Annotated in this window: 15 protein-coding genes and 1 tRNA gene; 7 read left to right on the top strand and 9 right to left on the bottom strand. The window is 53.0% G+C overall.

Annotated elements, in window-relative coordinates; genetic code table 11:
• Positions 1–83: 83 nt before the first annotated feature.
• Positions 84–2,393 carry a TonB-dependent receptor gene (locus AACY82_RS16150; protein ID WP_339617899.1) on the bottom strand — a complete coding sequence of 770 codons (2,310 nt, stop codon included), beginning with the start codon at positions 2,391–2,393 and terminating at the stop codon, positions 84–86.
• Between the two features lie 352 nt (positions 2,394–2,745).
• On the opposite strand from AACY82_RS16150, the gene AACY82_RS16145 reads away from it, so the two are divergent.
• Positions 2,746–3,636: a LytTR family DNA-binding domain-containing protein gene (locus AACY82_RS16145; protein WP_339617878.1), complete on the top strand. Its 891-nt coding sequence runs from the start codon at positions 2,746–2,748 to the stop codon at positions 3,634–3,636.
• A gap of 111 nt (positions 3,637–3,747) precedes the next feature.
• On the opposite strand, the gene AACY82_RS16140 is transcribed toward AACY82_RS16145, so the two are convergent.
• The 4 genes from AACY82_RS16140 to AACY82_RS16125 form a co-directional block, all read right to left on the bottom strand.
• A tRNA-Phe gene (locus AACY82_RS16140) sits at positions 3,748–3,823 on the bottom strand.
• 91 nt (positions 3,824–3,914) lie between these two features.
• Positions 3,915–4,193, bottom strand: a complete 279-nt coding sequence (locus tag AACY82_RS16135) for an oxidative damage protection protein (RefSeq protein ID WP_339617877.1) — start codon at positions 4,191–4,193, stop codon at positions 3,915–3,917.
• A 40-nt stretch (positions 4,194–4,233) separates the two neighbouring features.
• Complete coding sequence (mutY, locus tag AACY82_RS16130; RefSeq protein WP_339617876.1) at positions 4,234–5,295, bottom strand: A/G-specific adenine glycosylase; 1,062 nt, start codon at positions 5,293–5,295, stop codon at positions 4,234–4,236.
• Positions 5,292–7,586, bottom strand: a complete 2,295-nt coding sequence (locus AACY82_RS16125) for an AsmA family protein (RefSeq protein WP_339617875.1) — start codon at positions 7,584–7,586, stop codon at positions 5,292–5,294. Before AACY82_RS16125 ends, mutY begins: the two co-directional genes overlap by 4 nt.
• A 251-nt stretch (positions 7,587–7,837) precedes the next feature.
• Here AACY82_RS16125 and gcvT point away from each other — a divergent pair, with 251 nt between their 5' ends.
• The 5 genes from gcvT (at position 7,838) to AACY82_RS16100 (ending at position 11,795) form a co-directional block, all read left to right on the top strand.
• Positions 7,838–8,929 carry a glycine cleavage system aminomethyltransferase GcvT gene (gcvT, locus tag AACY82_RS16120; protein ID WP_339617874.1) on the top strand — a complete coding sequence of 364 codons (1,092 nt, stop codon included), beginning with the start codon at positions 7,838–7,840 and terminating at the stop codon, positions 8,927–8,929.
• Between the two features lie 61 nt (positions 8,930–8,990).
• Complete coding sequence (gene gcvH, locus AACY82_RS16115; RefSeq protein ID WP_339617873.1) at positions 8,991–9,383, top strand: glycine cleavage system protein GcvH; 393 nt, start codon at positions 8,991–8,993, stop codon at positions 9,381–9,383.
• A gap of 8 nt (positions 9,384–9,391) precedes the next feature.
• Positions 9,392–9,670: a hypothetical protein gene (locus AACY82_RS16110; RefSeq protein WP_339617872.1), complete on the top strand. Its 279-nt coding sequence runs from the start codon at positions 9,392–9,394 to the stop codon at positions 9,668–9,670.
• A 94-nt stretch (positions 9,671–9,764) separates the two neighbouring features.
• Positions 9,765–10,568, top strand: a complete 804-nt coding sequence (locus AACY82_RS16105) for a hypothetical protein (RefSeq protein WP_339617871.1) — start codon at positions 9,765–9,767, stop codon at positions 10,566–10,568.
• 33 nt (positions 10,569–10,601) lie between these two features.
• A complete protein-coding gene (locus AACY82_RS16100) occupies positions 10,602–11,795 on the top strand; it encodes an HDOD domain-containing protein (protein ID WP_339617870.1) in 1,194 nt (397 codons plus the stop codon).
• A 19-nt stretch (positions 11,796–11,814) separates the two neighbouring features.
• Here the strand turns inward: AACY82_RS16100 and AACY82_RS16095 are convergent, their stop codons facing one another.
• The 4 genes from AACY82_RS16095 to AACY82_RS16080 all read right to left on the bottom strand — a co-directional run bounded on the left by AACY82_RS16095 (position 11,815) and on the right by AACY82_RS16080 (position 16,451).
• Positions 11,815–12,294, bottom strand: a complete 480-nt coding sequence (locus tag AACY82_RS16095; protein WP_339617869.1) for a hypothetical protein — start codon at positions 12,292–12,294, stop codon at positions 11,815–11,817.
• Between the two features lie 638 nt (positions 12,295–12,932).
• On the bottom strand, positions 12,933–13,376 hold the full coding sequence (locus tag AACY82_RS16090) for an adenylyltransferase/cytidyltransferase family protein (RefSeq protein ID WP_339617868.1): 444 nt from the start codon (positions 13,374–13,376) through the stop codon (positions 12,933–12,935).
• A 57-nt stretch (positions 13,377–13,433) separates the two neighbouring features.
• Positions 13,434–14,087 (bottom strand): CDP-alcohol phosphatidyltransferase family protein, encoded by a 654-nt coding sequence (locus AACY82_RS16085; protein WP_339617867.1) that lies wholly within the window; start codon positions 14,085–14,087, stop codon positions 13,434–13,436.
• A gap of 510 nt (positions 14,088–14,597) precedes the next feature.
• Positions 14,598–16,451 carry a choice-of-anchor I family protein gene (locus AACY82_RS16080; RefSeq protein WP_339617866.1) on the bottom strand — a complete coding sequence of 618 codons (1,854 nt, stop codon included), beginning with the start codon at positions 16,449–16,451 and terminating at the stop codon, positions 14,598–14,600.
• Positions 16,452–16,682: 231 nt separating this feature from the next.
• Here AACY82_RS16080 and ettA point away from each other — a divergent pair, with 231 nt between their 5' ends.
• Positions 16,683–18,347, top strand: coding sequence for an energy-dependent translational throttle protein EttA (ettA, locus tag AACY82_RS16075; RefSeq protein ID WP_339617865.1), 1,665 nt, complete (start codon positions 16,683–16,685; stop codon positions 18,345–18,347).
• Positions 18,348–18,450: the final 103 nt, after the last annotated feature.

The raw sequence follows: 18,450 nt of genomic DNA, 5'->3' as shown, positions 1-18,450 counted from the left end.
AGCTACGCCCCCAAAGGGGTGTAGCTACGCAACTTTAAGGCAGAAAACAGCGCCAAAAAGGGAAATCCTGCTAAGTCTATGCTCTACCATTCAAAGCGCAGCCCCAACAATGGCAACATTGAGCCCTCTTCGGGTGTATCCTCACCTGTGCGTTCGTTAAACTCGCTGTTGTTGGGATTCTCGGCCCCCAACACATTAATGATATCGACAAAAGCAATCACATCCATCGGACCTATGTCGCGGCGGTAATCGACCCGAATATTCACGGAGCTATAGCTGTCATAGCGTTCGGTATTATTGCTAATGGTCTCTTTGCTATAGCGCAGTGGTTCACCGTCACCCAATACGTTATCGTTGACAATAAAATCACCAAACGGCCGGCCCGAGGCCCATTTCACCCGGCTGGAAACTTTCCAGCGTTGGTTGATCTCCCACACGCCACCCAAACCAAACGCGTGAGGGCGATTGTAATCGGCATCGTATTCTTCGCCTTGTGCCGAGTCTTTATAAACGGCGTCGTTGTACGAGTACGTGGCACTGGCCGACCAGCCATTAGCAAAGTAGCGGGTTATCGCCGTATCTACCCCAAACGAGGTGCCCTCGCCGATATTACCGTAGGTTTGATTGACTCCATCGAGCTGAACGATTCGATCGCTAATGACTTGATAGTAAGGCTCGATAAAAATCTCGATGTTATCGCTGTAACGGTAACTCATACCTACCGTTAGCTGATCTATTTTTTCGTAATCGAGATTGGTATTGGCGGAATCAATAGCCAACTCATCAATGCGTGGCGCCTGTAAGTAACGTCCGGCGGTCGCGGTTAACGTAACCGATTCACCCACAGGCCACGATGTTCCCAGTCGAGGCGAGACAGCATCGTGCCCAGTTAGCTCGTCGGCATCAAAGCGCAGCCCGGCGCGCAAATCTAACGGTCCTAGTGCAAAGCTTTGCTCAAGGTACCCCGCGTACTGCACCGACTTATCGGCATAGGCAGAATTGAGTGATTCAGGTGTTAGCACGATATATTTTTGCTCGGACGACGGGCGAAAATCGGATTGATCGTACTCATAGCGAATCCAGTCATCATCCAGCGCGAGGGAAAGATCCAAGTCCAACTGTAAAACTCGCACCCCGGCGCTAAAGCGCCCAAAAATGTTGTCGTAACCAAAATCAAGGCGCCAGCCAATTTCTGACTCATCGCGCTGGGAGGTAATTATGGGGAACCGCTGCGGCACCTCAGACGCTGGCGTATCCAGTGGAACTAGATCCGGATAGGCCTCACCGCTTTGTGACTCTTCACCGTAATGACGATAATATAAACTATTGGTTAAATCGGCGCTCTCGCCCAACAGATGCTGCCAACGCAGTGACACCAAGGTGTTGTCGGCCGTTTGGGACACCAAGTCTACATCTTCATAAGTACCCGGTTTATCTTCATCCGACGCCAACACATGGTCGATGTCGCGGTTGTACTCTTCGGGTGCGTGTATGGCGAGAAAGTTAAACGTGCCGCCACTGTCAAAGCGCGTTGTGGTTTTTAAAATTATATCGGTCAGCTCTGGCTCGCCTACGTCGTCCAAACCTACCATCTCAAACAGACGACCAAAGTTAAGCTGCCGCGCCGAAAACAGCATGCTGGTGTTATCCAGTACCCCCGTCGGCCCATCGTAGCCAACCTCAAGCCCGGCAATGTCTATTCTCGCACTGTAAGATGGCGTCTCGGGGTTACCCTCGGCGACCTCCAACTGCAATAAAGAACCGGCACGTCCGCCGTAAGCGGCGGACCAGCCACCTGGCTGAAAATCCGCTTTACCGATCGTGTTAGGCGCAAACACGCTATAGCGCCCGCCGCCTTCTACATCCTCTAATTCACCAAAGTTATCACTAAAATGCACCACATTATCAAAGGGCACACCGTCCACTAAAATTTGGTTATCCCGTGGGCCGTTACCTCGCACGGTAAAGCTTGAATATTCGCCATCGGAGAACAACCCAGGCAAACCATCCAGCGCCCGTAACACATCCCCTCCACTACCGGCCGAACTGCGCAGCGCCTCGCGATCAAGCTCCGTTGCACCAGCCGAACTGAGCCACCGGCCGGTATTGCCGCTACCTAAAATCAGCACCTCCTCCATGCCGCTCGGTACCGCCACCAACGCCACATTGACCGGTGTGGTCTTATCTTCTATGACACGCACACTCGGCAGCCGTACGCTGTTGTAATTCGCTTGCGTAATGCGCAGCTCATATAAGCCAGGAGCCAAACCCTCAAACCTAACGCGCCCTTGGGTATTGCTGGTAGCTTCGGTACGGCGACCGTCCCGATCAGTTACTATCACTCGCGCGCTCTCGAGCGTTCTTAACGTAGCCTGATCCTTAATATCGACCATCAGGTCAGCTGCCGTGGCAGGCAGAACAGCAAGACAAAAAATAACGACAGCCCACAACGGGCGATGCATAAAAGTGTTCATAGTGAGTATTATCCCTAACCCCAGAATGGATGACGTTGCAGGACTATACGATAAGAAACCACAGGCAGTTCTGCCACAATGCACTAATGGTTACAATGATGTACCAGCCGTACACTAATGAGTGCTTACGCCAAAAACAGGCGGCGCCACCACGAATGGGTAACCTAACCACTGGTGAATAATAGGAACCGTTGATGTAATTACTCGTGCAACAGACCTATTATTTTGCACAATAGACGTCGCAACACAGCCAAAAAGGACTTAACCGCGGATGCGAGTCATCGACCGAACTATTTTAAGTATTGCGCCCATTCGTACCAGCTTGCTGGGCGTGTGCGGGTTTCTGACGGTGCTCTTCACCCTTGTCGAGCCCGAAGCCTCTCAAGGCCTAGGGCTCGCCGCACGATTAGGTTTCTGGGTGTTGCACATCGGCATAGCCCTAGGCGCTATATTGCTCGTTAGTGTGGTCATTCGTCACTGTCACCTTAGCCGCTGGCCACTGTGGATATTAGTACTAGTAACCGGCGTGCTCGGGGCCGTTATTTCGGCGCCACTTTACCTCGCTATAGAAGTGCTGCTGCCCGAGCTGATACCTACCGATACGCCCGATAGCTTCTGGGACCGATATGCAATGCAAGGGCATTGGCAAGCAGTCGTCAGTGAGTTTTTTCAGGTGCTACCACTGGTACTGGTGGGCTGGGGAACCGTTAATTTACCGCTCATGCTCAACAAGCCAACACTGCTTGAGCCGCCGCTTCCGCCAGAGCCCCCCACAGGCGAACAAACAGAGCAGGATGCAATGCAGGCACGCCGCGACGCATTTTTTGCCAGCTTGCCCGAAGTGGTCGGCCAAGACTTAATCGCCATTTCATCGGATTTACATTATTTGAATGTCTACACCACGTTAGGCAAAGCCATGATTTTGGGAAGCCTAAAGTATTACGCCGAAGCATTTGCGGAGGAAGGGCTACAAATACACCGCTCGCACTGGATCGCCAAAGCCCATGTAGAACGTTTGTGCTTATCGGGCAAAGACGCTTTTTGTTTAATGAGTACAGGTTTGCGCGTACCCGTTAGCAGAAGTAACCGTAAGCTAGCCAAAACCTATTTCGGCTCGTTAGCGACCCCCAAAAAAGCACCCGCCATTAAAATTGCAAGCTGACCGATTACAGCCAAAACGTCCCATCAAATATAAAGCAGGGTTTACCGCGCCGGCACTAAACCGAAAGACACAAAAAAGGCCCGTTCCGAAGAACGAGCCTTTTAAGTTATATGGTGCCCAGAGGCGGAATCGAACCACCGACACGAGGATTTTCAATCCACTGCTCTACCGACTGAGCTATCTGGGCTTTGCTGTAGCTGCTATTGAATCAAGCGGCTGTCACAAGAGGCGCGTATTAAACCGTTTGAGTCGCTTTGAGTCAAGGGGTCAGAGGTAAATTATTTGTCATCTGTGGGCGGAACATAGCCTTCGGCGGCATCGTAGTCGTCACCGGATAAAAACTTGGTCATTTGTTCACCAAGATACACTCGGGTACCGGTATCCATTAAATTTAATTGTTTTTCGTTAATAAGCATGGTTTGGTGGCTCATCCACTCTTGCCACGCTTTTTGGCTGACGTTGTCGTACACATCTTGACCTTTGGGGCCAGGAAATGGCGGCTGTGCCAGGCCCGGTAACTCTTGTTTGTATTTGCGGCACATGACGGTACGGCTCATAAAATCTCCTGATGTTTGCTCAAAGGACGCTCGCACTGCGTTAACTCGACAGCGGCGCCAGCTCGTGCAGTTGCTCTAGCAGGCGCTTAACCGGTGCGGCTAAACCCACCGCTGGCGGCTGGCTGACGTTATACCAGAGCGCTTGCCCCGGCGCCATGACGCCCGCACTTGGCTCGGGCAATTGTACCAATACTGGGGTGATGTCCAAATGGTAATGGCTAAAGGTATGGCGATAGCTGTCCCAGTACTCGATCTCGCCAGGGGTGCCATAATAATCGGCGCAGTAATCGGTCACTGAGCGCTCCAGCGCCAGCTCGGGAAAGCTCCACAGTCCGCCCCAAATACCTTGCGGCGGTCGCTGTTGCAGCAGTAAATCGCCACTGGGGGCGCGCAACATCAGCAAGTAGGTTGCCTTAACGGGTTTGTCTTTTTTCGGCTTTTTGCCCGGGTATTGCAACTGGGTGCCAGTGGCGCGGGCGATACAGCCATCGCCCAAGGGGCAAGTGTCGCATGCGGGTTTAGTGCGGGTGCAGACAGTCGCGCCTAAATCCATCATCGCTTGCGTATAGTGATTACAGCGTGACTCAGGAGTGTGCTGACGCGCGACTTGCCACAGGGCTTTTAGCGGCCCACTTTGACCGGGCCAACCATCGATGGCGTGATAGCGCGCCAGTACCCGCTTAACATTGCCATCTAAAATAGTCGCGGTTTGCTTAAACGCAATACTGACAATGGCACCGGCGGTGGACTCGCCAATACCAGGCAGAGACGAAAGCTCGTCAACTGTGGCGGGAAATTCGCCCCCAAAATCGCTCACCACTTGTTGCGCGCAGCGATGCAAGTTGCGCGCTCGGGCGTAGTAACCAAGTCCGGTCCACAAATGCAGCACGTCATCGACTGGCGCCGACGCCAGATCTGCAACCGTGGGAAAACGTTTTGTGAAGCGCTCAAAGTATGGAATTACCGTCGTTACTTGAGTTTGCTGCAGCATGATCTCTGACAGCCAAACGCGGTAGGGAGTGATATTTTGTTGCCAAGGCAAATGCTTGCGGCCGTGCTGATCAAACCAATCGAGCACGGCCGCCGAGAAAGTATCGGTCATTCTTTGTCTTTTTTGTCTTTGTTTAAAAACTGGTTCAGCAAACCTTTAACGGCCGCTTTGGTGGGGTCGGTTTCCTCATCGCCCTCGGCATTTTTCTCGTCGCCGCCAAGCTTGCGCACCAGCTCGTCTTTTAGCCGTTGCTTGGTGTAGTCACCGAGCAGCGACTCTAACGCTTTTGAGTCGAGGCGACAATCTTTTGCCGGTGCCAGTGTGGTGATCGAGCCACGGCAGCGCAGCAAAGACAGACTGCGGTTAACCCAGTAATTACTGTTAACCGTACAACCCTCAGCACTCGTAGACGGTTGCTCTAGCGTTAGCGGCAAGCGCAGATCAAACGTCTGACCGGCCAAATCGATCTGGCCGTTTAGCCCCATCAGCAACTGCTCAACCCCAGCGGTAAAGCTTTTTATGGTGATCACTTGCTGACGCAACTGAATCTGGCCCTGTAAGTCATGCATCTCGGTCAGTTCTGGCCAGTCTTGCTCGGCGCGCGGCTCTTGCTTAGCGCCCTTGCCGTCAGTCGCTTCGCCCTCAGCGGGTGCTTGGTCTTTTTCGCGCAGTGATTTAGTCAAACTAATCGCTTGGCAAAAATATTTTTCGACGTTAATGGGCGCAACCGTCACCTGAGCGCCATTGAAATTAGCGTCGGCAATGGCCGCTTGTGTTAGCTCGTTCTTGGTTAAGCCGACGCTGCTGGCAGTCGCGTCTAGGTTCATCAGTCCGCTTAGCTGAATTTTTTCATCCAACTCTAAATCGCTCAGCAGTGGCGTCACATTCAAGCCTTGCATCTCGAACTTGGTACTAAGTCGCGCCGCAGACCCACGGCCATCCAGTTTGCCCGACGCTTGCAATTGACCTTCGTAGGCGTCCAAACTCGCCTCCGTCAATTGCACTAAGCCGTCAGCGGCATTCAAGCGCAACCGCAAGTTTTGCATGGTTAAACCACTGACAATCGCCTCGCGCAAATCAATCCGCACCCGTGCATTTAATGCCCGTACTGCATCCAGCGGTATCAATGGTTCGTCGCCACTGGCAACCGAGGGTTTATCGGGTGTTTTGTCTGTTTTGGGCGGCGTATTACCAGTGGTATTCGTTGGCGGCTTTTCTGCTACCGGCGGCGGCAAGTAATGATCGACGTTGATTCGATCCCCCGCTAAGGTCACCTCTAACGCCATACGCTCAAGGTCGGTTACCGCCATCTCGCCGCTAACAGTGGTATCGTCCAACTCCAGTGTTAAAGGCGCCAAGGTCATCGAGCGTGCGCTGCCAGAGACGTTGGTGTTGATGCTTAAATGGGTCAAAGCGTCGTCCTCGGCCGTTACCGGAACGCTCTGCCCTAAGCTTGCCAACAATGTTTTAACATTGACTGGCGCCAACGCCACGTGACCATTAAACATTAGCTCGCCGGTGGGGTTTTCAATCTCAAGCTCAAACCCGGTGCTCACCGACGCCTCGTCATCCAACCCACTGATATCGAGTGTGACATCACCACTGTTAATAGACACTTTCGATAAGTCGGAGGCTATTTGCACATCGGCACTGAGCTCCCCCGCCACTTGCAGTTCACGCTCGGCAAACATTGCGGGGTCTTTAACACTGACCAGCCAATCGCTACTTAGCGCGAAGGGCTGGTTCTCTGTGTTAAACCCAGTGAGCTTTAAAGCATTTACCCTAAACTCAGCCGTGCGCGAAAGCGCAGCATCGCTATAACTCACCTGGGCATCCGAAATACTGATTGCCTCGACCGCTAGCTGCAGCTCGCCGCCACTGCTGCCGGCATCCTCTTGGCTCTCGTTAGAAACTGGCGGGGTCGCATCTTTTTTGGCTTTGTCGGCCGATGCCATCGCGTCGGCAGGCACTTGCGCTGGGTCGGCAACGCCGGCCCGCTCGGCCTTGCGTTTTGCTTCGTCGGCTAAACGGCTCCAGTTACTAGCGCCAGACTCGTCGAGCTCAAACGCCAAGGAGGCGCCGTCGATAATTAGATGCTCAACTTGTAGCTGTTTATCAAACAGTGGCCGGGTGGCCACCAGTAAGCTCGCGCTGCGCAAGTGCGCAAGCTGGTCATCCGGAGCACTTAAGCTGGCCACAGTAATATCCTCGACCTCAATGCCGATACTGGGCCAAAACTGCCAACTAATGTCGCCGGCAATCTCCAGCGCGACGCCTTGCTCGGCCGCCAGCGATTTGATTCGGGGCTTAAAGATATTGGGGTCGAGCCAGAAAAACAGCGCCGCCACAGCCAACACAATCAGCAGCAGTAACACGACAAGTACCTTTAATAGCGTTTTCACCACCATCTCCTTGAGTAATCGGGTAAAGCCTGAGCATAGCATTTGTCGCCATGGGGCGGCGTGACGAAAATGCTTTTTTGCGCGCCAGCGCACCGATAAGACGACTCCGGTGCCCGGCAAACGGAACTTATCAGCCGCTACCGGCACAAATGCTGCGAAATATGACACCGAAACCGCTCAACGGCTGGTTATAGCGCCCCTGCTCGCGCTAAAATAACGCCCTTTAGGCCACACTGGCATTAGGAAATTCCATGGGACACAAAACCGCACTGTACGATCTGCACAAAGCCGCTGGCGGCAAACTGGTGGATTTTGGCGGCTGGGATATGCCCATCAACTACGGCTCGCAAATCGAAGAGCACCATCAGGTGCGCCGCCACGCGGGGCTGTTTGATGTATCCCACATGACCGTTGTCGATGTCGCCGGCTCCGACGCCCGCGCCTATCTTCGCAAACTGCTGGCCAACGATGTCGCGCGACTCGACGACACATCAGGCAAAGCCTTGTACAGCGGCATGCTTAACCATGAGGGCGGCGTGATCGACGACTTGATCGTCTACCACCTTGATGGTTGGTACCGCGTGGTAGTGAACTGCGCCACCCGCGACAAAGACCTGGCGTGGATGGACGAGTGCGCCGCGCCGTTTGACGTAACGGTATCCGAGCGCCCCGAGCTTGCCATGATTGCGATTCAGGGCCCCGAGGCTATCGGGCAAGTACAAAAAGCCGCAAGCGACGCACAAGCCCAGGCTATTAGCACCCTAAAAGTCTTTTGCGGCGTCGAGTGCGATGGCTGGTTTATCGCCCGCACCGGCTACACCGGTGAAGACGGCCTAGAGATTATGCTCAGCGCCGATGACGCCTGCGCCCTGTGGCAAACCCTGACGGATGCCGGCGTCGCCCCCTGCGGCCTGGGCGCACGCGACACCTTGCGTCTAGAGGCGGGTATGAACCTTTACGGCCACGAAATGGACGATACCACCTCACCGCTGGTAGCCAACATGAGCTGGACTGTAGCTCTGGAAGACCCGGAGCGCGATTTTATCGGCCGCGAACCGATCGAGACGATTCGCGCCAACGGCGGCCCCGCCACCAAGCTGGTGGGTCTGGTAATGCGTGAACGCGGCGTACTGCGCGCCGGACAAAGCGTTAACGTGGTCGGCAACGACGCCTCTGGCATTATTACCAGCGGCTCTTTTTCGCCCACGTTGGGTTTTTCAGTCGCGCTGGCCCGCGTACCCAGTGCCATTGGCGACAGTGCCGAGGTCAACTTACGCAACAAATCAGTCGCCGTTGAGGTGGTAAAGCCTTGCTTTGTTCGCCACGGCAATGCGCTTGTTTAGCGGCAAACCGCACACTAACGTCTACACTTTTTGAGCCTACTTTTTATTTAAGGACACAACCATGAGCGATATTCGCAACGAACTAAAATACCTGCCCAGCCACGAGTGGGCTCGTGTCGAAGAAGACGGTACCGTTACTATCGGCATTAGCGATCACGCCCAAGACAGTCTGGGTGATGTGGTTTACGTCGAGACGCCAGAAGTCGGCGCTACCGTAACCGCCGGAGAAGAAGCCGGCGTGGTTGAATCGGTAAAAGCCGCCTCTGACATCTACTCACCGGTGAGCGGTGAAGTCATCGCCGTCAACGAAGCGCTGGAAGACTCGCCCGAGCAAGTCAACGAATCGCCCTACGATGACGGCTGGTTTTTTAAAGTTAAACCTAGCGACTTATCCGAGCTGGACGACGCACTGGATGCCGATGGTTACAAAAACGCCATTGAAGCAGAGGCTTGAGCCGAGCCGTGAAAACTGCCCTGCGTAAAATCTTTGCGCCCCTGCTAAAGGGGCTCGAATCCGGCACCGAGCCCTACCACTACAAACCACTCAGCCGCAAAATTTTGCTGTTTTTTGGGGTGACCTTTGTCGGGCTTGGCGCGCTGGCCGCGTACTTGATTCCCGCCGACGCCGACCCAGGCTACTACTTTCCCGTTATCGTCTTCATCTTGGCGGGCGGCTACGGCTTACTGGTGGGCTTGCTGGGCGAAGATCGGGCAGTGGCGAAAATATGGGGCAATAAGTAGCACACTCAGAGCACTGATTCGCCGATAGCTTTCACTCACCTTGGGCGCAACAACATTAGCGACAACACTTATACCGAAGACTTAAGAGGATATTATGTTGAAAGGAATCTTACTAATGACGTTGAGTGTGTCGCTGGCAGCATGCACCACTCTGTCTGGCTCTTATAAATTGCAGGCATTCGACAACAACGGCAAGTTACTAGGCAACAACTCCACTATGATTGCGCAAGGTAGCGCTGTTTACTCGGTGCGAAACTCCTTGTGCATCGCCCTTCCCGGCGCTCTCATTCGCATCACAAACATCGACACCAACCTAGAGCTTAAAGAACAAAGCCCTTACCAATGCCCTGGTCAACTCAAGAAAAACCAACAGGTAACACTTGATGATAGTGAACGCTGGGATTTCACCTTTGATGAACGCACGTGGGTACTAGGCAACAAAGGCGCCAGTAAAACCCAAGTACTAAGAGAGTACGTCCCAGAAGGGGTGGATATCAAAGAGTGGAGCGAGCTGGTTTCCAGCGCTTATTTTGTCATTGACTCTTCCAGCCCCGCCCGTCAGCATATTGAACAAATCGGTGGATTTGGCAACTACATGCTAACCGTATATGAAAAACAGTTTGCCAAAACCTGCAAGTCCTACCAGATCGATGTTATTAAGTCCGAGCCGGACGACATGCTTCTAGAGTGGCACCACCAAGGCTGTCAGGAGCATCCAGCGCAGCATCAAGTTCAACGTATAGTGGATACGCCAACCGGAGCGATGACGTTAAGTTATGTTGAAAAAACACCAAAATTAGATGACGAGAAACGTCGTCTATGGATTGCGCTAATCAGCGCAGCGTCTCTGGTGCCGGGAGGCACAACAACCAGCGCCCTAGTCGAAACAGTCAAATAATCGACGAGCCATACCAACGTCAGAGTAAAACCTATGCACGTATTAGTGGTTGAAGACGATATCGCCATGCAGGAACTGTTAGCGACACTGCTGCGAGGGCTAGACAGCCGCGTACATATTCACCACGCCGAAACCGTCGCTACTGGATTAACCTTGTGGCGACAGCACCCCATTAATTTATTGTTGTGCGACTGGAACCTACCCAATCAAGAATCGGGGTTAACGCTGGTAAAAGCGATTCGGGCTAAAGATTGCGAGCTGCCCATCGTAATGATTACCGGGCGCGGCGACCGCGCCACGGTGACCGATAGCTTGCGCAACAAAGTTAACGAATTTATCGTCAAACCATTTGACCCTAGTGCGGTGATGGAAAGGCTCAAACGATACCTGACGGAGCCTGAAGCTGAGCCCGACAGCGACCGTAATACAGCGGACGATCCGGACTTAGAAACCTTTGTTGCTCAGCACGACAGTGTACTGGCCCGTCTCACCATCATGCCTGGGGCCGAGGCGGCACTGTCGAGCATCACCCACGCCGACCAACCCTCAGCACTTGAACTTGCGCAGCAGTGGCAAAGCGATATGGCCATTACAACTCGACTAATACGCTTGGCCAACAGCAGCTTAATGCGGCGCTCTGGCGGCGCTATAACCACACTGCGTGATGCCATCGCCACCTTAGGTGTCGAGATGGCACTAACGCAGGTACTCGCGCTAGCGCTTGCCAATACGAGCGGTCTGCGCCACAACACCCTACAAAGCCTTAGCAAAACGTTTGCCGAGCAGTCGCAACAGCTTGCCGAATACGCCGCACTATTGGCAAAACGCCTAAAGCTTAATGTGGCCAACTGTTATACCGCAGGGTTGCTGGTCAAGATCGGGGATTGTGCCGTTTTAGAGGCGATTCAGCTCTATCTCGACTCGGGAGGAGAGACGATTACCGACGAGGAAATAAACAGCGCACTTCTCAAACACGCAGCCCAATACGGCAACCAGCTAAAAATTAAATGGCGCTTGCCGTTGGTCTTACGCGAACGTATTGGCGCGACATACTCTGCGGGCGCCGGCCAGGTAAACCCCGAGCTACTGTTAATGCGACTGGCCGCATGCCTCGCCTCAAGCGATGACCACAGCACCGAGCAAGAAAAGTTGTGCCGACAACTGCGATTAGCACCTGCCGATTTACCCGGTGCCAGCGCTAGCAACCCTCAGGAGCAACAACCCTAAAACCATAAGCGCCTTCAGCTTAATAAACCGGAATGTCCGAGCCTCCGCGCTTTTTAATGCGCGGCCAAACCTGCCAAGTACCAACGGCGTAGCACACCCCCAGCAGCAAACACACCGCCGACGACACCGCCATAAACGTCATATTTTGCGCAAGCTCGGCAAAGTACGGTTGATCGGCCCACAATACGGCAGGTATACCCAACAAGCCGCGCAACACGTAAACCACCGAGATAAGCACTAAGGCAATACGCATAAACGGCATGCGTGGCAATAAGCCCGCACCGGCAAACCCGTACAGCCCCCAACTGGCCAACACAAACGCAATAACACCGGTCATCTGCGCGGGGTAACTGGAGCCCTGCTCGGCCATCAACGCCATTTGCTCACCGGCGCCAAACGCCCGGTACCAGCCGGGACCACCCCAAATGATGGCTAGGTGCAGTAACGCGGCCACCAAACTCAGACTACCTCCGACCAACAACCACCTATTCTTTTTCATGCTAAGCTCCCGTATTTAATCTAACCGACATCATAGTCGTTTCCGCCGCCTGGGCAACCTCCCTCTACCAGCGGCCCTCCCATTAACACTATCGATCTTTTCACCTGGTGACAGCAGTCTTAGCCCACCGCGATTCGCGTTTGCAGTATGACTCCCATAAGAATCAACCGAATGTACCCTCAACACGGAACGCTCGAACAGCTCCGCCCTCGACTTTACTTTCGAAAACGTCCCAAGTAAGTCCAACGCCAGCTCTATTAAAATTAAGAGACTACAGGAGCCGTGGAACCAACAAAATAATTCGCTATTAGCATTAAATTCGAAGGCGAGGCTTATGGACTGGACAACAGTTCTTTTGTATCGGCGGGCTCAACCTTAAGCTCAGTATCGGCTTACACATACTTCAATCAGCTCGATGAAAAACTCTTAGCAGCTGCGCGAATGGCCTATTTTTTGGGGTATTATCATTAGGGCACATATCGACAACTGCCAAACGGCTCTAGCGGCTTAGCGCAACCATCGTTGGATCGCTATCTGTTCGCATAACCAATGCTACCCGAGGCCAAAGGCTACGCGCCTTGAATGGCCTTGCTATTATCACTGGCAGACAACGTTAAGTTGTGGCTTTAAGAGCTTACCTAGACAGCAGCCATGTGCAGACGCTGAACAGGGCGCTTCTGAGACATGACGTCGCGTTTGATCGAGCTTGAAGAGGTGCGCGGGTTATACTGCACTTGCTTAATTTGCTTACCGGCTGACTTTAAATAAGATTCCACGGCAAGATTGTGTGGTTTGCGGCCCCAGTCTTCCCCAACAACGAAGATATCGGGGTTTATCTCTTGGCAACCCGAGACATACTCCAACTCATCGTAGGGCCGCACAATATCGACACAGCGCAGAGCGCTCAGCATCTCCATCCGTTGCGCAAGTGGGATAACGGGAACATTGGGCTTATAGGAATTTACCACGCGATCGGATGCCACACCCACGGCCAGCGAACTGCCCAGCGACTTACAGTATTCAAGTAATGCGAGATGACCTACATGCAATAAGTCAAAGGTCCCTACGGTATATACAATCATTTATTAATTCCTATAAATTGCTTTAAATATTTCGACACATTAAGTGCTACTTTTTATCTACAGAAGTTTCCACAAATACAAGGCTGTTATAATCAGCGTGTAACCAGCAAGAAAACATACATTGCGTGGATTACCAGAAAGCTTGGGGGTTTTTATTTGCGAGACATTGAGTACCGCCAGCCCCAGCGCGCAGGCACAAAGCACGAAAGCAAACACTCCAGCGGGAAGGACACTTTCTAACAGAAACACAAAAACCAATGCGATACTGTTGTTATCAAGTGCTAAGCCGGTGTATTTTGACTTATTAGATAAACCAAAAGTGCTAAAGTAGCTCAACCGAATGGCACTAGCGGCGACCACAACAAACGCGGCAAGCAACATAATGGGGTTAAAATCACTAAAACTCAGTAAGACAATAGCCGGCGTAACGCCGTAGCTAACGATATCGATTAAAAGATCGAGCTGACCGCCAAAAATCCGATCACTGCCAGTACGGCCTTTCATTTTTCGAGCCACTAGGCCATCGGCCCAGTCAAACGCAACGGCCCAAATCATTCCAATCATGGCCGCATAAAAAACACCGATAACACTGAAATAAATCGCAAGTAACGTGCACGCCAACCCAGCCAGCGAGCAGACATTTGGCAAATCTTTAACAAATGAGATTATCGTAGGTTGTAGCGCTTGGGATTCTTCGTTAGTGGCCGTCATGGCGCTCCAAAAATTAAGAAATAGAAGGCGCACCCACCTTATACATAGGAATCACGTGCGCGGAAGATTACTGCTTGAAAAAACACAGAAATACATTTAAATCGGGCGGTTCTCACTAGAACTAAGAAACACCACCACAGATGTTAGGGATCAACTTTAGGTGCTGACGAATAAGAACCAATTAGAATGCTGATTAAGCACCCAAATTACCTAAAAGTGTAATAAGGAGGATAGAGGCGTGTGCCAGTAGGCTCGATACAAAGAAAAGGCTAACCGCAGCACTATACGCCATAATGACTGCAGCTGATAGTGACTTAATTTTTTATTTGTATACGGTTGATTACAATGAAGTTTATTACCAGCGAGTAACGTTATCGTGAAAACTGAACCTACGCCACACTAAAAGACACCTCCAAATAGCGCGCGTCCGCGTTAAAGAGTGCAGTTTAAAGCAATAAAAAGGGGTGCCGACCTACATCGGCACCCCTTTTTAAATTTCAGCACGCAGGCCTACTCAAACGTTTGTACCACTTTATAGATTACCGTGGTGCCACTCACTTCATTGCCCACCACCACTAATGCATCCTCAGTAGGTGAATCTTCGGCGGAGATAAACACTAAGCCCTCCGGGCCAAGATCGCCGATGCTGGCCAGAATACTTTCGGCATCTTCAGTCGTCCAATCCTCCCGAGTGTTTAAGTAATCCTGAAATGCAGGCGCATCGGGATTGCTAATGTCGTAGACTAATACACCGCCCATACGCTCAAGCCCTATAAAGGCAAAGGTTTTCTCGCCGACATGCCCAATAGTGATGCCTTCGGGCTCGGGGCCTTTGGCGTCGCTGCGGCTGTCGGCACTATCGCCCTCGTCGTGGGCACTGTTAAAAAAGTCTTTACAGGGAATGTCGCGAGTTGCGCTTAGCATGCAGTCATCGCTTGCCAAAAACTGCTCGATGGCATCGCCCGAGTCCCACACCAGCTGACCTTCGTCATCCCAAATGGTAAATGAACGCGCGCCGTAGCTGTAGAGGTTGTCGTACATTAAACGGTCACCGTCGGCCGACTCGTTTCCGGCGGCGTCAAACATAACCGGAGAGCCGTCGGCGTTTTTACGATAACCTTCGGTCCAAGTAACGTTTAAGCGCCCCAGCATTTCGTCATCACGGCAGTCACCCGGATCACCGGCGGTGGCACCACAGTAACTAAAGGTGGTTGGGTTAAGCAGAGCCCCGGCGGCAAGCTGGCGCAGTTGCGGCGGCAGATCGTCACCGGCGCGACGGTCAAAGCCATCTTTGTGCACTAAGTGCTTAACGCGAAATTCTTCGACAAAACCTTGGCTGGCGTCGCCGGCCCAATAGTCGTCGTTATCTTCACCCCAGGCGCGGGCATCGCCTTCGTTGGCGGTAACCAGGTAGGTCATACCGTTCACCTCATAGGCGGCCATCGCATCCGGCAAATACAAACCGCGCACACCGGGCCAAGTGGTGATCTCTACCGGGCCTTCATCGCTGGCATCAATGCCATTGCCATCGGTGCCGTGATCTTTGTAGCCCAACGGAATAATACGCTGTACGTTGGCCGCCGTAATATCAACCTGCGCTATGGCGTTGTTCTCTTGCAGTACCACCCAAGCCGTTTCGCTGTCGGACGATACCGCGATGTATTCGGGTTCCAGATCTTGATCGAGCGTGGCGTTAGGGCCGTATACGCGAACACCTTGATCACGCAGAGCATCGCGCTGGCCATTAAAGGCAGTAAACCCTGCGAGAGTCGCGGCTGGGTTGGCCATATCAGAGATATCAATAACCGCAACCGAGCCCTCTGGGTCGATGCTGTAATCATCGTTCGGCTCCCCCTCGTTGGCCGCCAGTAGGTAGTTTCCGTCTGGGGTAAATACCAGCATATCGGGCTGAGCGCCCACAGCCACACTTGATATAAAACTTAAGTCATCGGCATTGTATAGCGCCACGGCACCGTTGTCGGTTTTTGCATCGGCTTCAATCGCGATCGCGACGATGCCATTTTTAACCGCTACCGAGTTCACCTCGCCGTCAGCCAGTACGCTGCCAGCTTCGATCGTATCAATCAGGCTCGGGTTTGCCGGGTCTGACAAGTCCAGTACATCCAGCATGCCTTTTTCGGCATTCACGACAAACAAGCGTTGGCTGTCGGCATCGTAAGCGGGAATCTCCGCAGCGCTTTCATCAAACTGACCTGCACTGTAGCGGCCAGCAAATTCCAACGATAACCCAGAAGGGGTTTCTACCACCGGCTCATCAGTGATGTTGTCGTCATCATCGCTGCCGCAACCTACCAGCGCCAAGGTGCTACACGCGGCTAAGATATAAGGAAAACTCTTTCTCATAGCAAACTCCAAGAGGTAATTGTGCGCATGAGACTACTGAGCGATTGTTACAAGTTTGTGGCGGCGGTCTACACACGCGCCAAATCGGTGAGCTAATAAGCCCCCTGGCTGATCGTTTAACGATCATAAAAGATTGAATTAAGCGGCGCCTTTCGGTAACTTGCGCGTTTATCTGCAATCGGCCGACTCCGGCCATATCCGCCCGCTGGCGGCCAGCACGAGGCAAGCTAAATGGCACAGTACGTATACACCATGAATCGGGTGGGCAAAGTCGTCCCGCCTAAGCGTGAAATTCTAAAAGACATCTCATTGTCGTTTTTCCCCGGCGCCAAAATCGGCGTGCTGGGTTTAAACGGCTCGGGCAAATCCACTCTGCTGCGCATTATGGCCGGCGTTGACACCGAATTTAACGGTGAAGCCCGCCCCATGCCCGACATTAAAATCGGCTACCTGCCGCAAGAGCCGGTGCTCGACCCGGAAAAAGACGTACGCGGCAATGTGGAAGACGGCATGCGCGAGGCCGTGGATGCACTGGCCGAGCTGGAGGGTATTTACACCGCTTACGCCGAGCCCGATGCCGACTTTGACGAGCTGGCCAAAAAGCAGGCGCGCTGTGAAGACATTATTCAGGCGTGGGATGCCCACAACCTGGACAACACGCTGGAAATCGCCGCCGACGCGTTGCGCCTGCCGCCATGGGATGCCGATGTCACCAAGCTATCCGGTGGTGAGCGTCGCCGTGTCGCCCTGTGCCGGTTACTGTTATCGCGCCCCGACATGCTGTTACTGGACGAGCCTACTAACCACCTGGATGCCGAGAGTGTTCACTGGTTAGAGCAGTTTCTGCAAAACTTTAACGGTACCGTGGTGGCCATTACCCACGATCGCTACTTTTTGGACAACGCCGCCGGGTGGATTTTAGAGCTGGACCGCGGCTACGGTATCCCCTACGAGGGCAACTACTCGAACTGGCTGGAAACCAAAGAAAAGCGTCTGGAGCAAGAGGCCAAAGCCGAAGCCTCGCACCAAAAAGCCATTAAAGCCGAGCTCGAGTGGGTGCGCACCAACCCCAAAGGCCGTCAGGCTAAAAGCAAAGCGCGCTTGGCACGGTTTGACGAGCTGCAAAGCCAGGAGTTTCAGACCCGCAACGAAACCAACGAGATTTACATTCCGCCCGGTGAGCGTTTAGGCGATAAAGTTATCGAACTGGAAAACGTCAGCAAAGGCTATGGCGATCGCTTGTTGATTGACAACCTAACCATGAGCGTACCCAAAGGCGCCGTGGTGGGCATTGTCGGCGGTAACGGTGCAGGTAAGTCGACCTTGTTCCGTATGATTGCCGGCACCGAACAACCCGATAGCGGCACCATTACTTTAGGCGAGACGGTTAATGTCGCTTACGTAGAGCAAAGCCGTGAGAACCTGCAAGACAAACAAACCGTGTGGGAGGCAATCTCGGGCGGGCAAGATATTTTGCGCATCGGCAACTACGAAGTAGCAAGCCGCTCGTACGTGGGGCGCTTTAATTTTAAAGGCTCCGATCAGCAAAAACGCGTCGGCGAGTTATCCGGTGGTGAGCGCGGCCGCTTGCATCTGGCCAACACCCTAAAGCAAGGCGCCAACGTTTTGCTGCTGGATGAACCATCAAACGACCTGGACGTTGAGACCCTGCGCGCACTGGAAGACGCGATTTTAGCCTTCCCCGGCTGCGTGATGGTTATTTCGCACGATCGCTGGTTTTTGGATCGGATTGCCACCCATATTCTGGCGTACGAAGGCGACTCAGAGGCGGTCTTCTTTGAAGGTAACTACACCGATTACCATGAAGACTTTGTCAAACGTAAGGGTAACGACGCCCAGCCTAAGCGGGTTAAATACAAACCGTTAAAAGCTTAATCGTTAGCGCGGCGGATGCTTGCAACGGGCATCCGCCGCATTTGTTTTTATTCCGCTCGACCCAATATCACTCCCATCATTAAAGCACTGCACTGGCAATTGC

This window comes from uncultured Gilvimarinus sp. (assembly GCF_963972205.1).
Taxonomy (GTDB): Bacteria; Pseudomonadota; Gammaproteobacteria; order Pseudomonadales; family Cellvibrionaceae; genus Gilvimarinus; species Gilvimarinus japonicus.
This window is presented reverse-complemented; position numbering and strand designations above follow the sequence as displayed.